This is a genomic window from Dactylosporangium sp. NPDC050588, assembly GCF_040654975.1.
Taxonomy (GTDB): Bacteria; Actinomycetota; Actinomycetes; order Mycobacteriales; family Micromonosporaceae; genus Dactylosporangium; species Dactylosporangium maewongense.
Genome location: NZ_JBFAJA010000046.1, coordinates 62,042 through 79,715 on the forward strand (window position 1 = coordinate 62,042; position 17,674 = coordinate 79,715).

Here is a 17,674-nt window from a genome sequence, read left to right on the forward strand (position 1 = left end):
GGCATAGGACTCAGTGGCGAAGGACTACTACGGAATTCTCGGTGTCAAACGGGACTCCACGGCCGACGAGATCAAGCGCGCTTACCGGCGGCTGGCGCGCGAGTTCCACCCGGACGTCAATCCCGATCCTGTGGCACAGGAGAAGTTCAAGGAGATCAACGCGGCCTACGAGGTGCTGTCCGACCCGCGTAAGCGGGAGATGGTCGACCTCGGCGGCGACCCGCTCGCGCCCGGTGGCGGCGGGGCCGGCCCGCAGGGCGGGGCGTTCGTAGGGTTCCAGGACATCATGGACGCGTTCTTCGGCACGACCGCCAGCCGCGGGCCTCGCCCGCGGATCCGGCCGGGCGCCGACGCGATCCTGCGGCTGGACCTCGACCTGCACGAGACCGCGTTCGGTGTCGAGGCACCGATCACCGTCGACACCGCCGTCGTGTGCAGCACCTGCACCGGCGCCGGCACCGCGCCCAACACCCACCCGACCACCTGCGAGATCTGCGGCGGTCGCGGCGAGGTCCAGTCGGTGCAGCGCACGTTCCTCGGCCAGGTCGTCTCGGCCCGGCCGTGCTCGGCCTGCCAGGGCTTCGGCACCGTCATCCCGCACCCGTGCGCGACGTGCGGCGGCGACGGCCGGGTCCGCACCCGCCGCACGCTGACCGTGAAGATCCCGTCCGGCGTCGAGGACGGCATGCGCATCCGCCTCGCCCAGCAGGGCGAGGTCGGCCCCGGCGGCGGCCCGCCCGGGGACCTCTACGTCGAGATCCACGAGCGCCCGCACGACGTGTATTCCCGCAAGGACGACGACCTGCACTGCCGGGTCACCGTCCCGATGACGGCGGCGGCCCTCGGCACCCGGCTGACGATCAAGACCCTCGACGGCGAGGAGACGGTCGACGTCAAGGCCGGCACCCAGCCCAACCAGACGCTGCGCATCCGCGGCAAGGGTGTCCCGCACCTGCGCGGCACCGGCCGCGGTGACCTGCACGTCCACCTCGACGTGCGCACCCCGACGCGCCTGGAGCCGGAGCAGGAGAAGCTGCTGCGCGACTTCGCCCGCACCCGCGGCGAGGAGGTCGCCGAGCTGTCCAAGCAGGGCGGCTTCTTCTCCCGTGTGCGCGACGCCTTCAACGGACACGCGTGAGCGGCCGGAGCGTAGCGGAGGGCGTTCACGCGTGTGGGCTGTCCGGTCCGGGTGTCGCTGCGTGAGCCTTCCGCTCTTCCTGGTCCCCGATCTTCCGGTCGGGGACCACTGGCGGCTCGACGGGCCGGAGGGGCATCACGCGGCCAACGTGCAGCGGCTCTCGCCCGGTGAGGCGCTCCTGCTCTGCGACGGCCGCGGCGGCCTGCGGCAGGCGGTGGTCGCGGCCGCGCACAAGGGCGCGCTCGATCTCGACCTCGGCGAACTGAAGCAGGTCCCCGCACCCGACCCGAGGATCACCGTCGTGCAGGGGATCGCCAAGGGGGAGCGGGCGGAGCTGGCCGTGCAGCTGATGACGGAGCTCGGCGTCGACCGCATCGTGCCGTGGCAGGCGGCCCGCAGCATCGCGCGGTGGAAGGACGCCAAGCCGGTCGAACGGTGGCGGTCCACGGTCCGCGAGGCGGTCAAGCAGTCCCGCCGCGCCTGGCTGCCCGAGGTCACCGACGCGCGAACCACGAAGCAGCTCTCCCTTGCCGGCACCGTCCTGCTGTTGCACGAGGAGGCGTCGGAACCGCTGTCGACCGTCCCCCTCGGCGGCGACATCACCCTGGTCGTCGGCCCCGAGGGCGGCATCGCCCCGGAGGAGCTGGCCGCGTTCCCCGACGCCGTCCCGGTGCGGCTGGGCCCCGAGGTGCTGCGCACGTCGACGGCGGGCGCCGCCGCCCTGGCCGCCCTGTCGGTCCGCCTCGGCCGCTGGTGAGGACCGCTCAGCGGAAGTAGGAGGCGCCGTTCAGGTCGAGGACGGCGCCCGAGGACCATTCCGAGCCCGCGAGGAACAGCACCGCCTCGGCGACCTCCTCGGGCCGGGCGACCCGGTTGAACGGGCTCTGCGCGCGGATCGCGTCGCCGTCGCCGGTGGCCATGACGGCGTTGCCCATGTCGGTGGCGACGAAGCCCGGGGCGACCGCGTTGACGGCGATGCCGCGAGGGGCCAGGGCCAGGGCGAGGGACTGGGTCAGCGAGTTCAGGCCGGCCTTGGCGGCGCCGTACGCCGGGTAGCGGGGCTCGCCGCGGTACGCGCCGCGCGAGGAGACGTTGACGATCCGGCCGCCCTCGCCGAGGTGGCGGGCGGCGCACCAGCAGACGTTGGCGGGGCCGGCCAGGTTGGCGGCCAGGGTCACCTGCCAGGCGGCCTGCCAGGTGGCGTAGTCGTCGGTGAGGATCGGGTGCTCGACGGCGACGGCCGCGTTGTTGACGACCACGTCGAGGCCGCCGAGGGAGAGCGCCGCGCCGTCGACGAAGGCCTGGACCGCGGCGGGGTCGGTCAGGTCGCCGGAGACGATCACGTGGCCGTCGCCGGGCAGCGCCGCCCGGACCTTCTCAGCGAGGTCCGCCGAGTCGCGGTGGTGCACCGCGACCGTGTCGCCCGCCGCGGCGAACGCGTGCGCGACCGCCTCGCCGATGCCGCGGGATGCCCCTGTCACCAACACCTTGCGTCCAGCCATGGCAGCACCGTACAAGAGCCGCAGGCCACATACGATGCGACTGTGACTGATGACTGCCTGTTCTGCCGCATCGTCGCGGGCGAGATCCCGGCGACCGTGGTCCACGAGACCGACGACACCCTGGCGTTCCGCGACATCGACCCGAAGGCGCCCACGCACGTGCTGGTGATCCCGAGGGCGCATCACGCCGACGTCGCCGCGCTCGCCGCCGCCGACCCGGCGCTCGCCGGGAAGGTGCTCGCCGCCTGTGCCGCGGTGGCGGAGCAGGAGGGGCTGACCGGCGACGGGTACCGGATCATCTTCAACACCGGCCGGTTCAGCGGCCAGGAGGTCTTCCACGTGCACGGGCACGTGCTCGGCGGCCGCCCGCTCGGCCGGATGCTGGCGGCATGACCGCGCTCGAGAAGTACGAGCGGCTCGCCCGTCAGGTCCAGGCCGAGGCCCGGGTCCCGGCGCTGAGCGTCGCGATCCACCGGGCGGACCGGCCGCTGTGGACGTTCACCGTCGGCGCGGACGTCGACGAGCGCAGCCAGCTGCGGATCGGCTCGGTCACCAAGACGTTCACGGCGGTGCTGGTCATGCAGTGCCGCGACGAGGGGCTCCTGGACCTCGACGACCCGATCTCCCGGCACCTGCCGGTGAAGGCGCACGGCGACCTGACCGTCGGCAGGATGCTGTCGCACCTGTCGGGGTTGCAGCGCGAGCCGTTCGGCGACGTCTGGGACACGATGCAGGCGCCCGACGTGGACACGCTGCTCGACCAGCTCGACCGGGCCGAGCGGGTGCTGCCGGCCGGCCGGCGGTTCCACTACTCCAACCTCGCGATCGCGCTGCTCGGGCACCTCGCCGGGCGGCTGCGCGGCGGCACCTGGGAGGAGGTGCTGCGGGAGCGGATCCTCGACCCGCTCGGCCTGGACGACGTCGTCGTCACGCCGGCCCGGCCGGTCGTCGGCTACCAGGTCGACGCCTGGTCCGACTACGCGCACCCGGAGCCCCCGGACGACTTCGGCGCGGTCGGCCCGGCGGCGCAGCTGTGGAGCACCGCCGCGGACCTGGCGAAGTGGGCGGCGTTCCTGGCCGACCCGCGCGCGGTCGACCCTTCCGGCGGCGTCCTGGCGGCGGAGACGGTCGAGGAGATGCGGGCGCCGCGGGCCGTCACCGAGGACGTGCTGTGGGCGCGGGGGATCGGCCTGGGCCTGATCCTGCAGCCGCAGCCCGGCGGCGACCGGATCGTGCACGTCGGGCACGACGGGGCGATGCCGGGGTTCCTCGCCGGCGCCTACGGGCGGGTCGGCGGCGCCGGCACCCCCGCGGCGTTCGGGGCGGCGGCGCTCGGCTCGTCCGGCACCGCCGGTGAGGTCATCGACCTGACGCACCGGCTGCTCGCCGCGGCGGTCGAGAGCGACCCGGCCGACATCGCGCCGTGGCAGCCGGCCGAGCCGCCGCCGCAGCGGTACCGCTCGCTGCTGGGCCGCTGGTGGGGTGAGGGCTTCGAGTACGTCTTCAGCTGGCACTCCGGCGCCCTGCAGGCACGGCAGGCGGACCAGCCCGCGAACCGGCCGCCGGCGGTCTTCGCGCCGGTCGACGGCCAGCCGGACGTGTTCCGCACGGTGTCCGGGCGGGAGGCGGGCGAGCTGCTGCGGCTGACCCGCGCCGGGGACGGCACGGTCGAGCGGCTGCACTGGGCGACGTACCGCTTCACGCGCGGCCAGGAGACGTTCGACAAGTACCGCTTCTGACCGCCGCGGGCCGCCGCGGGCCGCCCTGCGCCCGGCCGTGCCGCACGGCCGGGCGCGGTCAGCGGGAGATGATCGTGAAGACGGCGCCGTTGGGGTCCACGACGACCGCGATGCGGCCGTGCGGGGAGTCGAACGGCCCGTGCTGCACCTGGCCGCCCGCCGACCGGACCAGGTCGGCGGCGCGGTCGGTGTCGGCGGCGGCGAAGTAGACCATCCAGTGCGGCGGGATGCCCTCCCACGCGTCGGTCATCGTGAGCCGCCCGGCGACGGGGTCGGCGTTGCCGAGGCTCCACGCCGTGTAGTCGAACTGCTCGTCGGCCTCGACCCGGGCCTGCCGGTAGCCGAAGAGGCCCTGGTAGAAGGCGTCGACGAGGTCCGGCTCGCGGGTGTTGACCTCCGCCCAGCACAGCGCGCCGTCCTCGTCGAACAGCTGCGAGCCGGTGTGCTGGCCCGGCTCCCACGCGCCGAACGCGGCGCCGGACGGGTCGAGGGCGAAGAGCATCCGGCCGTTGCCCGGGATGTCCATCGGCGCGACGATGATCTTGCCGCCGCCGGCGTCGACCCGGCGGGCGGTGTCCTCCAGGTCGTGTGACATGAGGTACAGGCTCCAGGCGGCGGGCGTCTGCTCCGCGCCGGGCATCGGCGGGCTCATCCCCGCCACGACCTTGCCTTCCTTGAGGCACATGACGTAGTGCCCGAAGTCGGCGCCGGTGTCCAGGAACGTCCATCCGAACAGCGCCGAGTAGAACCGCTGGGCGGCGGCGAGGTCGGGGGCGACCAGGTCGGCCCAGCAGGGCTCACCGTCGACGTATCCGCTGCGCTCGACCATCAGGCCTCCCTGTCGATGTGGTCCTCTGCCTCAGTACCACCGGGCGGAGGGGCCTGTCCGGACTTTCAGCGCAAAGGACATGATCGGGCGACAACCAACCGGATATAACGTCTATAAGGCATGAACCGGGCATGGGCAAGAAATGGGAACGGCTTCAGGGGCGGTCAGCCGATACCATGAAGAGCCTGGACAACCCCAGCAGGAGCGAGCCCCGGAAGCAGGTGCTTGAGGCCCTACGCGGCCGACGTATGACCGAGACCCCAACCCCCGCACCGGCAGTGTCGTCGGAGCCGCCCGTGCGGGCCATCAGCAAGATCACGGTCCCCGACCCGCACACGATGGTCAGGCTGCTCGGCGCCGGAGACGAGATCCTCAAGCTCGTCGAGCGGGCCGTCAGCAGCGACGTGCACGTGCGGGGCAACGAGATCACCATCACCGGCGCGGCCGCGGACAACGCCATGGCCGAGCGCATCTTCAGCGAGCTCATCGAGCTGGTGCGCAAGGGGGAGACGCTCACCCAGGACACCGTCCGGCGCACCGTCGGGATGCTCCAGCAGAACACCACGGAGCGCCCCGCCGATGTGCTGACCCTCAACATCCTCTCCCGGCGCGGCCGCACCATCCGGCCGAAGACGCTCGGGCAGAAGCGGTATGTCGACTCGATCGACCAGCACACGATCGTGTTCGGCATCGGCCCGGCCGGCACCGGCAAGACCTACCTCGCCATGGCGAAGGCGGTCCAGGCGTTGCAGGCCAAGCAGGTCAACCGGATCATCCTGACCCGGCCGGCGGTCGAGGCCGGCGAGCGGCTGGGCTTCCTGCCCGGCACGCTCTACGACAAGATCGACCCGTACCTGCGCCCGCTGTACGACGCGCTGCACGACATGCTCGACCCGGAGTCCATCCCGAAACTGATGGCCGCCGGGACGATCGAGGTCGCGCCGCTGGCGTACATGCGCGGCCGCACGCTGAACGACGCCTTCATCATCCTCGACGAGGCGCAGAACACGACGCCCGAGCAGATGAAGATGTTCCTCACCCGGCTCGGCTTCGGCTCGCGCATCGTGGTCACCGGCGACGTGACGCAGATCGACCTACCCGGGGGCACCCGCAGCGGCCTCAGGGTGGTCCGTGAGATCCTCGGTGCCGTCGAAGACGTGCACTTCGCCCAGCTCGGCAGCGCCGATGTCGTGCGCCACCGGCTGGTCAGTGAGATCGTCGACGCCTACGCCAAGTGGGACGAGGCGCAGGAGGCACAGGAGGCCCAGAAGCCGCCGGTGCGTGCTGTGCCCGACCGCGGGCGCCGCAGGTAACCCCGGCTAACAGGAGCAGTTGTTGTCCATCGAGATCGCCAATGAGTCCGGCGTCGACGTCAACTCCGACACCATTCTCGCGGTGGCGCGGCACGCGCTCGACGAGATGGGGGTCAACCCGCTCGCCGAGCTGTCGATCCTGCTCGTCGACGTCGAGTACATGACGGAGCTCAACCACCGCTGGATGGACGGCGACGGCCCGACCGACGTGCTGGCCTTCCCGATGGACGAGGGCAGCGTCGACCACGGCCCCGGCGAGGGCGGCGGCGAGCCCGCGCTGCTCGGCGACATCGTGCTGTGCCCGGAGGTGGCGGCGAAACAGGCCGCCGCCGCCGGGCACGCCACCATCGACGAGCTGGCGCTGCTCACCGTCCACGGCACCCTGCACCTGCTGGGCTACGACCACGCCGAGCCCGAGGAGGAGGCCGAGATGTTCGGCCTGCAGGCACGGCTTCTGGAGAGCTGGCGCAAGTGAGTGACGTGACCTTGCTGACGACCGCCGCAGGGCTGGTCGTGGTGGCAGGGTTGTTCGCGATGTCCGACGCCGCGCTCAACGTGGTGTCGCCGGCCCGTGCCCACGAGCTGGCCCGGGAGGGCAAGCCCGGCGCCAACGCCCTGCAGGTCATCGCGGCCGACCCGGCCCGCTACATCAACCTGCTCCTGCTGCTGCGGCTGCTGTGCGAGCTGACCGCGACCACGCTCGTCGCGCTCGTCACCGCCGCGGCCGTCGGCGGCGACCGCGACTGGCTCGCCGCGCTCATCACCGCCGGCTCGATGACGGTGGTGAGCTTCGTCGTCGTCGGTGTCGGCCCGCGCACGATCGGCCGCCAGCACGCCTATGCGGTCGCCCGGATCGCCGCGCCCCCGGTCCGGTGGCTCGGCACCGCCCTGGGCCCCCTGGCCCGGCTGCTGATCCTCATCGGCAACGCCGTGACCCCCGGCAAGGGCTACCGCGAGGGGCCCTTCGCCACCACCATCGAGCTCCGCGAGCTCGTCGACCTCGCCGAGCAGCGCGGCGTCGTCGAGCACGGCGAGCGCGACATGATCCACTCGGTGTTCGCCCTCGGCACGACGATCGCCCGTGAGGTCATGGTCCCGCGCACCGAGATGGTCTGGATCGAGACGCACAAGACCGTCCGCCAGGCGCTCATGCTCGCGATGCGCAGCGGGTTCTCCCGCATCCCCGTCGTCGGGGAGAACGTCGACGACGTCCTCGGCATCGCCTACCTCAAGGACCTCGTCCGCCGCACGTCCGGCGACGCGGCCGCCGGCGACATCCCCGTCGCCCAGATCATGCGCGACGCCACGTTCGTCCCCGAGTCGAAGCCCGTCGACGACCTGCTCCGCGAGATGCAGGCCGCCCGCACCCACATGGCGATCATCATCGACGAGTACGGCGGCACCGCCGGCCTCGTCACGATCGAGGACATCCTCGAGGAGATCGTCGGCGAGATCACCGACGAGTACGACGTCGCCGAGCGTCCCCCGGTCGAGGAGCTCCCCGACGGCGCGTACCGGATCACCAGCCGCCTGCCGGTCGAGGACCTCGGCGAGCTGTTCGACGTGGAGCTGCCCGCCGACGAGGTCGAGACCGTCGCCGGCCTCCTCGCGCAGGCCCTCGGCCGCGTCCCGATCCCCGGCGCCGCCGCAGTCGTCGGCGGCCTGCACCTGCTCGCCGAGGGCACCGCCGGCCGCCGCAACCGCATCGACACCCTGCTCGTCCGCCGGGCCGACCCCGACGACGAGGAGCAGGCCAGCCACGACAGCGAAAGGCAGCACGCCGATGCCTGAGTCAGAGCCCTCGCAGCTCTCCGCGGAGGACGCGAAGCTGGTGACCCTGGCCCGGGCCGCCCGCGCCCGGATCGGCGCCGCGGAGGGCGCCGCCGTCCGCGACGGCGACGGCCGCACCTACAACGCCGCCTCCGTCGCCCTGCCGTCCCTGTCGGTCACCGCGCTGCAGCTGGCGGTGGCGATGGCGGTCGCGTCCGGCGCCGGCAAGATCGAGGCCGCCGCCGTCGTCACCGAGGCGTCGTCGCTGGACACCCTGGGCCGCGCCGCCGTCCGCGACGTGTCGCCGTCCGCCCCCATCCACCTGGCCGCCCCCGACGCAGTCGTCTTCGCCACCATCGCGGACTGACGCCGGGATCCACGGTGGTGCGCAGAGACCGGGTCGACGACGTCGTCGACGAGTGGCGGGTGCAGCTGCCCGACACGGTCGGGCCCGCGATGGAGCTCGGCAAGCGGATCCACCGGCTCGCCGGCCGGCTGCAGGAGGTCGTCCGCGCCGAGACGGCGGCGGTCGGGCTGACGCCGGCCGAGTTCGACGTGCTGTCCGCGCTGCGGCGGGTGGGTGCGCCGTACGCGCTGAAACCGTCCGACCTGGCCGGCAGCCTGCTGCTCACGTCCGGCGGGATCAGCAACGTGCTGCGCAGGCTGCAGCAGGACGGCGTGATCGAGCGGGCCGCCGACGCCGCCGACGCCCGCGTCGCCTGGGTCAGGCTGACGCCGAAGGGGGTCACGGTCGCCGAGCGGGTCGTGCGGGCCGTGACGAGGGCGCAGGCGCGGCTCTTCGCCCCCGTGCCGGACGAGCTGCTGCTCACCGCGGCCGGCCACCTGCGGGAGCTGCTGGTGGAGCTGGGAGACGAGGCCGTCGAGGCCGCTGAGGCCGCTGAGGCCGTATCCGAAGGAGCCTGAACACGTGCTGCAGCAGTACGACCCCCGCAACGCCGACATCCGCTACTGGGTCGACGGCGTGCTGCGGCACCGCGACGAGCCGGGGATCTCGCCGTTCGACTCGGTGGTGCAGGGCGGCGACGCCGTCTGGGAGGGGCTGCGGGTCTACGACGGCGGCGTCTACGGCCTCCGCGAGCACCTGGCGCGGCTGCGGCGCTCGGCCCTGGCGCTCGGCTTCGCGCGGATCCCCGCCGACGAGGAGATCGTGGCCGCGGTCCGGGCGACGCTGGACGCCAACGCCATGACCGACGGCGTCCACGTGCGGCTCACCCTGACCAGGGGCGTCAAGGTCACCAGCGGCATGGACCCGCGGCTCAACGCGTCCGGCTGCACGCTGATCGTGCTCGCCGAGCACAAGCCGCCGGTGTACGACACGGGCGGCCTCTCCCTGGTGACCTCCAGCGTGCGCCGGCCCGGCCCGGACGTGCTCGACCCGAAGATCCACCACAACAACCTGATCAACTCGATCCTGGCGAAGATGGAGGCGAACCTCGCCGGCGCCGACGACGCGATGATGCTCGACGGCCGCGGGTTCGTCGCGGAGACCAACGCCACGCACCTGTTCGCGGTCGTCGACGGCGGCCTCGTCACGCCACGGGCGGTCGCCTGCCCGGAGGGCATCACCCGCGACACCGTCATCCGGCTCGCGCCCGGCGAAGGGCTGGGCGTGGCCGTCCGCGACGTGTCGCAGGTCGAGATGTACACCGCCGACGAGGTCTTCTGCACCGGCACGATGGGCGAGATCGCCGGCGTCGTGCGGATCGACGGCCGCCCCATCGGCGACGGCACCGTCGGCCCGGTCACGCGACGCCTCGCCGGCACGTACCGCGAGCATGCCCGCAAGCACGCCCAGCGGCTGTAGCGGCTCAGAGGCTGTGCGCGGACAGCTCCGCGTAGAGCGGGGCGGCCGCGTCGACGAGCCACCGCAGGCGCTCCGGGACGTCGGCGGGGCGCGGGTCGTAGGCGGCGAAGCCCGTCGAGGACTCGACCGCCGCATACCAGTGCGGCGCCCACACCCCGTCGGTGTCGCGCCGCCCCGCCGGCCACGCCAGCATCGCCGGGTCCCACGGGACGCCGAGCGCCGCGCAGAGCCGCGACAGCGTGCCCGCCGGGTCGCGCAGCACGTCCGCGGCGTCGACGACCGGGCCGCCGTACGCGCGGAAGATCTCCACCTGCTGCTCGTAGCCGAGGTCGGCGAGGGTCGGCTCGCCACGGACCTTCGCGTAGGAGGCGACCACGTACGCCGGGTCCCGGACGAGGAACGCGTTGCGGACCGCCCCCAGCCAGTCCCGGCCGATGTCCGGCAGCAGGTGATGGGTCATGTGCTTCTGGTAGTGCACCGCCGCCGGCACGTCCGCGACCAGCGCCGACACGGCCTCCCGCCAGTCGACGGGCTGGGACGCCAGGATCTCCTCCCGGCCCGGGTGCTCGATGCCGGTCGCGGCCAGATAGTGCGCGTACAGCGGCTCGTCGACCACCACCGTGTCCGCCCGCGCGCCGAAGCTGCGCATCATCGCGGTGGAGATGTTGCGGGGGCCGGACCACATCGCCACTCGTACCGTCATGGCTGACGAGGGTAACCGACGCGGCTTTCCGCCAGTTTTACTGCTGTATGTGACGGAATCCTGGTGCGCGTCGATGCGATCCACTCGGCCTTCCGGCGCTTACTGTCGGATGCGGAGCCCTGCAGTGCGCCCGCCCCGCCACCAGGCCTACTGGACAACGCCGACAGGTAGCCGACGGACGCACTGCGCGGGAAGGAAGGGGCCGGTCCATGGACCTGCTGATCGACGTGCGAGTGGCGCGACGGGACGGCACGACGCCGTCGTCGCTGTCAACCGGACGGGACCGCACGGTCCGCCTCCGGGCCGACCACGGCGGCACCGTCACCGACCTCATCACCGCGCTCCTGAGCGACCTCGACCCCGCCGACCGGCCGCAGCAGGCGACCTGGGCGTGGAACCTGCGCACCGGCCGCCGCCTCGACCCGGCCCGCCCGCTCGGCGCGCAGGGGCTGCGGTGCGGCGACACGATCGTGCTCGGCCCGCCCGAGCAGGCACCCGAAGCGCCGGTCGCGCCCGCCGAGCACCGCTTCGAGCTGCTCGTCGTCGCCGGGCCCGACGCCGGACGGTGGCTGCCGCTGCCGGCGGGGGAGTTCGTCATCGGCACCGACCCCTCCGGTGACCTGGTCCTCGCCGACCCGGCCGCCGGCCGCCGCCACCTGCACCTGGGCATCGGCAGCCACGAGGTCGCCGCGACCGACCTGCGCTCGCCGGCCGGCACCACCATCGACGGCGAGCCGCTGACCGGCACCGTCACCCTCGCCCCCGGGCAGCTGCTGCGCCTCGCCGGCACCCTCGTCACCGTCGAGGAGACACCCGCCCTCGACGTGGCCGTCGGCCCGGCGCCGGCCGTGTGGCTGCCGGCGGTGCCGCAGCCGCCGAAGAAGCGGCGCCTGGCGTTCCGGCGCTCGACCCTCGACCCGGTCGCCGAGTTCGCCGCCGCCGTCGAACGCGCCGAGGCCGACGCCGCCGTCAAGCACCGGGCGGTGCTGCGGATGCGCCGCGCCGCGACACCGAGCCTGGCGCATCTCGCCCGCGCCGCCGACCGGTACGCCGGCAGCATCGACAACCCGGAGCTCGCCGCGGTGCGCGCCGGTGGCCTCTGGACCCGCCGCCCCGACGACCGCGACTTCCTCACGCTGCGGCTGCGGACCGCCGACCTGCCGGGCCGGCTCCGCTTCGAACAGCCGCCGCCGGGCCCCGACGCCGACCCGGCCCACGTCGAGCGGACCGAGACGCTGCGGGCCCGGCACGCCGTCGACCGGGACGTGCCCGTCGAGGCCGACCTGCGGGTCCTCGGCGCGCTCGGCGTCGCCGGCCCCACCGGCGTCACCGACGGGGTGCTGCGCTCCTGGCTGACCCAGCTGGCGACCCTCGCCAACCCCACCGACCTCGCCGTCGTCGTGCTCAGCGACGCGCCGGAGTGGACCTGGACCGGCTGGCTGCCGCACACCCGGACGCTGACCGCCGCGATCGCCCCCGGCGCCCGCACGATCGCCGCGGGCGAGGAGGACCGGCTGCAGGTCCTGGCGCTCGTCGAGGCGCTGCTGCGCCAGCGGCGCCGGGGCCGGCACGCGATCGCCGAGTCGTTCGTGCCGCACGTCGTCGTCGTGCTGCCGGACCCGTCGCTGGTGCCGCCGGCGTCCCTGACCCGCCTCGTCGAGGAGGGCCCGCGCTGCGGGATCAGCCTGCTGGTCGGCGCGCCGACCCGCGACGAGCTGCCCCCGGGCGTCTCCGTGCAGGACGGCGAGCCGCTGCCGGCGGACGTCGCGACACGGGTCGCGCACGCGCTCGCCGCCACGCCCGACGCCGCCGGCAGCGCCGCGCCGCGGGTCGCGCCCCTCGCCGAGGTGCTGAACCTGACCGACCTGAGCCCGAGCGCGATCGTGAAGCGCTGGGTGCCGTCGACCCGTGACCGCGGGCTGGCCGCGCCGATCGGGCTCGGCGGCATGGCACCCGGCGGGGTCGGACCGGTCAGCGTCGACCTGCGCCGGGACGGGCCGCACGGGCTCGTCGCGGGGGTGGGCGGCTCGGGCCGCTCGTGGCTGCTGCGGTCCTACCTGGCCGCGCTGGCCGCCACCTACCCGGCGAACCGTCTCACGTTCGTCCTCATGGACTTCCCGCCCGCCTCCGATTCCGTTGCCGCGTCGGATCCGGCCGCCGACGCCGACCCGGGGTCCGCGCCCGTCGGCACCTTCGCCGAATGTGTCTCGCTGCCGCACACCGTCGGCGTCTTCACCGACACCGACCCGCACCAGGCCCGCCGGGTCCTCGTGTCGCTCAACGCGGAGCTGCGCCGCCGCGAGGCCGTCCTGCGCCGGCACTCGGTCAAGGACATCGTCGAGATGGAACGCAAGTTCCCGGCCGCCGCCCCGGCGAACCTGCTCGTCGTCGTCGCCGAGTTCGTCGACGCCCCCGCCGACTTCGTGCCCGCCCTGCGGGAGCTCGCCCGCCGCGGCCGGCACGCCGGCGTCCACCTGCTGCTGGCGACCGCGAAACCGCACGGCGCCGTCGACGACGACCTGCGCGCCGAGGCCGACCTGCGCATCGCGCTGCGCGTCGAGGAGGAGGCCGACAGCCTCGAGGTGCTCGAACGCCCCGACGCGGCACACCTGTCGCCGCTGCTCGCCGGGCGGGCGTTCGTGCGGACCACCGAGGGCGGCTTCCAGGCCGTCCAGGTCGCCTACGGCGGGTTCCGGTCCCCGGCCGGCCGCCGCGCCACCCCCACGACGATCACCGAGGTCCGCTTCGAGTCCGGGCTCATCGACCGCGAGGCGCTCGACGCGCCCGTCGGTGGCGACGACAATGCGCCGACGGACCTGCAGCGGCTCGTGGAGGCGATCACCGCCGCGCACCGCGAGGCCCGCGTCCCCGACCAGCCCCGCCCCTGGCAGCCGCCGCTCGCCCAGTCGTACACGCTGGACGAGCTGACCCAGCCGGAGACGACGGCCCACGCATCTGGGTTCGCCGCCGCGATCGGCATGGTCGACCTGCCCAACTCGCAGGCCCGGCAGGTCTGGCAGCTCGACCTCGACGAGCTCGGCCACCTGCTCGTCTTCGGACCCACCGGCGGCGGCAAGAGCAGCCTGCTCGACACGATCGCCGCTTCCTTCTCGGCCCGGTTCGACGGCACCAGGCTGCGCGTGTACCGCGTCGACGGCACCGCCGTCGAGCAGGCCGAGGCGCTGCTCGCCACCATCGACAAGCTGGTCGTGGAGCGGGCCGCGCTCGCCGAGCACGCCGGCGCCCGCGTCCTCGTCCTCGTCGACGGCCACGACGTACGGCTCAACGACGCCCTCATCCGGCTCGCCGGCGACGGCAAGGCGGTCGGCGTGCACCTGGTCCTCGCGACCGAGCAGCGCAGCGCCGTGCCGACGGCCCTGTCCCGGCTCATGCCCGGCCGGATCGTGCTCCGGTCCGCCGGCCGGGGCCTCGTCGAGGGCACGATCGAGCTGCAGACGGCCCTCGCCACACCACCCGACGCACGCACCGTCACAACACCTGCACAACGCCCCCGCCAGTTGCAGCTCGAGGTCTGAGTACGCTGAACCACCGTGCAGCACAACTACCACGCAGGCTTCGCGTGCTTCGTCGGCCGGCCCAACGCGGGCAAGTCGACGCTCACCAACGCGATCGTCGGCCAGAAGATCGCGATCACGTCGGCGAAGCCGCAGACCACCAGGCACACCGTCCGCGGCGTCGTACACCGGCCGGACTCGCAGCTCGTGCTCGTGGACACCCCCGGGCTGCACCGGCCGCGGACCCTGCTGGGGGAGCGACTCAACGACCTCGTCCGGGCCACCTGGAGCGAGGTCGACGTGATCGGCCTCTGCCTGCCCGCCGACGAGGAGATCGGCCGCGGTGACCGCTTCATCACCGGCGAGATCGCCGAGCTGAAGGCCACCCTCGTCGCGGTCGTCACCAAGACCGACCTCGTCGACCGCGGCAAGCTCGCCGAGCGGCTCCTCGCCGTGCAGGAGCTCGGCGACTTCGCCGACATCGTGCCGGTCAGCGCCGTCTCCGGCGCGCAGGTCCAGACCCTCGTCGACGTCATGATCAAACACCTGCCGGAGTCGCCGCAGCTGTACCCGGACGGCATGCTCACCGACGAACCCGAGCACGTCCTCATGGCCGAGCTCATCCGTGAGGCCGCCCTCGAAGGCGTACGCGACGAGCTCCCGCACTCGATCGCCGTCCTGGTCGAGGAGGTGCTGGTCGAGGAAGGCGGCCTGACCAGGGTCTTCGCCGACGTCTACGTGGAGCGCCCCAGCCAGAAGGCGATCGTCATCGGCCACCAGGCGAGCCGCCTCAAGGACGTCGGCACCCGCGCCCGCCGGGCGATCGAGGACCTCGTCGGCGGCCGCGTCTACCTCGACCTGCACGTCCGGGTCGCCAAGGACTGGCAGCGGGACCCGAAGCAGCTGCGCCGCCTGGGCTTCTGAGGGTTCTTCGGTGTCCGGGGCCGGGTTCAAGGGGAAGCTGTACCGCGACGACGCGGTCATCCTGCGGGTGCAGAAACTGGGCGAGTCCGACCGGATCATCACCCTCTTCACCCGCCGGCACGGCCGCATCCGCGCCGTCGCGAAGGGTGTCCGGAAGACCATGTCGAAGTTCGGCGGCCGCCTCGAACCCTTCGGCCACGTCGACGTGCAGCTCCTCGAAGGCCGCAGCCTCGACGTGATCAGCCAGGTGGAAGGCGTCGACCTGTACGGCCGCCGCATCATGGACGACTACCCCAGGTACACGGTCGCCTCCGCGATCGCCGAGACCGCCGAACGGCTCACCCCCGTCGAGCAGGAGCCGGCGCTGCGCCTGTTTCAGCTGACCCTCGGCGCCATCAAGGCCCTCGCCCTCGGCGAGCACGGCAGCAGCCTCGTCCTGGACGCCTACCTGCTGCGCGCGATGGGCATCGCCGGCTGGGCACCCGCGCTGCGGGAGTGCGCCGTCTGCGGCACCGCCGGCCCGCACCGCGGGTTCTCCGTGCCCGCCGGCGGCGCCGTGTGTCCCGACTGCCGCCCGCCCGGCGCGTCGCACCCGGCGCCTGCGACGATCGAACTGATGGCGGCGCTCGCTTTGTCGGACTGGCTGGTCGCCGACGCCAGCGAGCCCAACCATCGGCGCGAGGCCAGCGGGCTGGTCGCGGCGCATCTGCAGTGGCACCTGGAGCGGGCGCTACGCTCGCTCCCGCTGGTAGACCGGGACGACACCACCCGTGGCCGCGCCCGGGATCGAAAGGACAGTTCGTGAGCAGATTCCGTCCGCCGTCGCAGCACCCCACCGGCGCCCGCCCGCCGGCGCTGCCGAAAGAGGCCGTGCCGCAGCACGTGGCGATCATCATGGACGGCAACGGCCGCTGGGCGAAGCAACGCGGCCTGCCCCGCACCGCCGGCCACACCGCCGGCGAGGCCGCCCTCTTCGACGTCATCGAGGGCGCGCTCGAGCTCGGCGTCAAGTACGTCAGCGCCTACGCCTTCTCGACCGAGAACTGGAAGCGGTCCCCCGAGGAGGTCCGCTTCCTCATGAACTTCAACCGCGACACCATCCACCGCCGTCGCGACGAGTTCCACGAGATGGGCATCCGCGTCCGCTGGGCGGGCCGCCGCCCCAAGCTGTGGCGCAGCGTCATCAACGAGCTCGAGTACGCCGAGGAGCTCACGAAGCGCAACGACAAGCTCACCTTCACCATGTGCGTCAACTACGGCGGCCGGGCCGAGGTCGCCGACGCGGCGGCGCGTATCGCTCTTGACGTCCAGGCCGGTCGCCTCAAGCCCGACCGCATCACGGAGAAGACCTTCGCCCGCTACCTCGACGAGCCCGACCTGCCCGACGTCGACCTGCTGGTTCGCAGCTCCGGCGAGATGCGCACCAGCAACTTCATGATCTGGCAGGCGGCGTACGCGGAGTTCGTCTCCGTCGACACCCTCTGGCCTGACTTCGACCGCCGCCACCTCTGGTACGCCTGCGAGGTCTACGCGAAGCGCGACCGCCGCTTCGGCGGCGCCATCCCCAACCCTGTCGTGCCAACCTTGACCAGCTGAAACTTCCCTGCGTCGTTGCCTCGTCACCGGATTGAAGATCAATTAGGTGAGCTGAGGTACGGTGTGGGAAGCGGCCGGCCGTCACCGGGACCCGCCTCGTTCCACTGCCGTGGGTCGCTCGCATCGGCTCGTTGCCACGGATCGCTTGGGGGTCGCATCGCTCGCCCGCGCGCGTAGATCGCTCACCGCCGGCGATGCTGCCTCCGGTGGGCACGCTGCCTTCGGCGGGCATGCGGCGTTCGGTCGGCGTGCGGCGTGCGGCGTGCGTTCGTCGTGCGGCGTGCGGCGTGCAGCGTGCGGCGTTCGGTCGTCGTGCGGCGTGCGTTCGTCGTGCGGCGTGCGGCGTGCGTTCGGCGGGCACGCGGCAGGCATGCGGAGTTCGGCGGGCGTCGGAGAGCATGCGGCGTTCGGCGGGCGTGCGGCCTCTGTTGGCGTGCGGCCTCCGGTCATGTGGCCTCCGGGCATGCCGAAGGCAGCATCGCGCCGGCGGTGAGCGGTCGCGGCGAACCGTGCCACCGGCTGGCGCGGGTCGGCGGTCCCGGCAGCCCCGCTGGCCGACGAGCGTTTCAGGGGCCCTGACAGCCGGGGCGCTGGCGGACGGTGGTCTTGAGAGGGGCTTGACAGCTGGGGCGCTGGCCGGTGGTGGTCCTGAGAGGGGCCTTGGCGGCAGGGGCGCAGGCCGGTGGTGGTCCTGACAGGCCCGCCGGCCGAGGGTGGTCAACAATCCCCGCAGCCCCGCAGCCCCGCAGCCCCGCAGCCCCGCAGCCCCGCAGCCCCGCAGCCCCGCAGCCCCGCAGCCCCGCAGCCCCGCAGCCCCGCA

At 73.4% G+C, this 17,674-nt stretch carries 17 protein-coding genes; 14 read left to right on the forward strand and 3 right to left on the reverse strand.

Translation table 11 applies throughout. The features are described from left to right. The first annotated feature begins 13 nt into the window (after positions 1–13). Together dnaJ and AB0I21_RS29585 are read left to right on the forward strand one after the other, a co-directional pair. Positions 14–1,138, forward strand: a complete 1,125-nt coding sequence (gene dnaJ / locus AB0I21_RS29580) for a molecular chaperone DnaJ (protein WP_344511975.1) — start codon at positions 14–16, stop codon at positions 1,136–1,138. 61 nt (positions 1,139–1,199) lie between these two features. Continuing rightward, on the forward strand, positions 1,200–1,895 hold the full coding sequence (locus AB0I21_RS29585) for a 16S rRNA (uracil(1498)-N(3))-methyltransferase (protein ID WP_360566025.1): 696 nt from the start codon (positions 1,200–1,202) through the stop codon (positions 1,893–1,895). Between the two features lie 7 nt (positions 1,896–1,902). Here AB0I21_RS29585 and AB0I21_RS29590 read toward each other — a convergent pair whose 3' ends face one another. Further along, the gene (locus tag AB0I21_RS29590) at positions 1,903–2,640 is read right to left on the reverse strand and encodes an SDR family oxidoreductase (RefSeq protein WP_360566027.1); all 738 of its coding nucleotides are present in this window, start codon (positions 2,638–2,640) and stop codon (positions 1,903–1,905) included. A 42-nt stretch (positions 2,641–2,682) separates the two neighbouring features. Between AB0I21_RS29590 and AB0I21_RS29595 the strand changes: the two genes are divergently transcribed. Continuing rightward, entirely contained in the window at positions 2,683–3,033 is a 351-nt protein-coding gene (locus tag AB0I21_RS29595; RefSeq protein WP_360566029.1) for a histidine triad nucleotide-binding protein, read from the forward strand. After that, complete coding sequence (locus AB0I21_RS29600) at positions 3,030–4,379, forward strand: serine hydrolase domain-containing protein (protein ID WP_344511967.1); 1,350 nt, start codon at positions 3,030–3,032, stop codon at positions 4,377–4,379. Before AB0I21_RS29595 ends, AB0I21_RS29600 begins: the two co-directional genes overlap by 4 nt. A 58-nt stretch (positions 4,380–4,437) precedes the next feature. Here the strand turns inward: AB0I21_RS29600 and AB0I21_RS29605 are convergent, their stop codons facing one another. Then, positions 4,438–5,208 (reverse strand): VOC family protein, encoded by a 771-nt coding sequence (locus tag AB0I21_RS29605; protein WP_360566031.1) that lies wholly within the window; start codon positions 5,206–5,208, stop codon positions 4,438–4,440. Positions 5,209–5,456: 248 nt separating this feature from the next. On the opposite strand from AB0I21_RS29605, the gene AB0I21_RS29610 reads away from it, so the two are divergent. The 6 genes from AB0I21_RS29610 to AB0I21_RS29635 are packed head-to-tail and all read left to right on the forward strand — an operon-like array spanning position 5,457 to position 10,116. Then, complete coding sequence (locus AB0I21_RS29610; RefSeq protein WP_360566033.1) at positions 5,457–6,521, forward strand: PhoH family protein; 1,065 nt, start codon at positions 5,457–5,459, stop codon at positions 6,519–6,521. Between the two features lie 22 nt (positions 6,522–6,543). Beyond that, positions 6,544–6,996, forward strand: coding sequence for an rRNA maturation RNase YbeY (gene ybeY / locus AB0I21_RS29615; protein ID WP_344511961.1), 453 nt, complete (start codon positions 6,544–6,546; stop codon positions 6,994–6,996). Further along, on the forward strand, positions 6,984–8,312 hold the full coding sequence (locus AB0I21_RS29620) for a hemolysin family protein (protein WP_360566097.1): 1,329 nt from the start codon (positions 6,984–6,986) through the stop codon (positions 8,310–8,312). The genes ybeY and AB0I21_RS29620 overlap by 13 nt, the downstream gene beginning before the upstream one ends. After that, positions 8,305–8,658: a cytidine deaminase gene (locus AB0I21_RS29625; protein ID WP_344511959.1), complete on the forward strand. Its 354-nt coding sequence runs from the start codon at positions 8,305–8,307 to the stop codon at positions 8,656–8,658. Before AB0I21_RS29620 ends, AB0I21_RS29625 begins: the two co-directional genes overlap by 8 nt. Before the next feature lie 14 nt (positions 8,659–8,672). Further along, on the forward strand, positions 8,673–9,215 hold the full coding sequence (locus AB0I21_RS29630) for a MarR family winged helix-turn-helix transcriptional regulator (RefSeq protein ID WP_360566035.1): 543 nt from the start codon (positions 8,673–8,675) through the stop codon (positions 9,213–9,215). Positions 9,216–9,219: 4 nt separating this feature from the next. Next, positions 9,220–10,116 (forward strand): aminotransferase class IV, encoded by an 897-nt coding sequence (locus tag AB0I21_RS29635; protein WP_360566036.1) that lies wholly within the window; start codon positions 9,220–9,222, stop codon positions 10,114–10,116. 4 nt (positions 10,117–10,120) lie between these two features. Here the strand turns inward: AB0I21_RS29635 and AB0I21_RS29640 are convergent, their stop codons facing one another. Beyond that, the gene (locus AB0I21_RS29640; protein WP_360566038.1) at positions 10,121–10,819 is read right to left on the reverse strand and encodes an HAD family hydrolase; all 699 of its coding nucleotides are present in this window, start codon (positions 10,817–10,819) and stop codon (positions 10,121–10,123) included. 209 nt (positions 10,820–11,028) lie between these two features. On the opposite strand from AB0I21_RS29640, the gene AB0I21_RS29645 reads away from it, so the two are divergent. From AB0I21_RS29645 to AB0I21_RS29660, 4 genes are read left to right on the forward strand one after another with little or no spacing between them, the layout of a single operon-like run. Then, positions 11,029–14,355 (forward strand): FtsK/SpoIIIE domain-containing protein, encoded by a 3,327-nt coding sequence (locus AB0I21_RS29645; RefSeq protein WP_360566040.1) that lies wholly within the window; start codon positions 11,029–11,031, stop codon positions 14,353–14,355. A gap of 15 nt (positions 14,356–14,370) precedes the next feature. Then, positions 14,371–15,258, forward strand: coding sequence for a GTPase Era (era, locus tag AB0I21_RS29650; protein ID WP_360566042.1), 888 nt, complete (start codon positions 14,371–14,373; stop codon positions 15,256–15,258). 10 nt (positions 15,259–15,268) lie between these two features. Beyond that, the gene (recO, locus tag AB0I21_RS29655; protein WP_360566043.1) at positions 15,269–16,063 is read left to right on the forward strand and encodes a DNA repair protein RecO; all 795 of its coding nucleotides are present in this window, start codon (positions 15,269–15,271) and stop codon (positions 16,061–16,063) included. Then, a complete protein-coding gene (locus AB0I21_RS29660) occupies positions 16,060–16,854 on the forward strand; it encodes an isoprenyl transferase (protein WP_360566044.1) in 795 nt (264 codons plus the stop codon). Before recO ends, AB0I21_RS29660 begins: the two co-directional genes overlap by 4 nt. Positions 16,855–17,674: the final 820 nt, after the last annotated feature.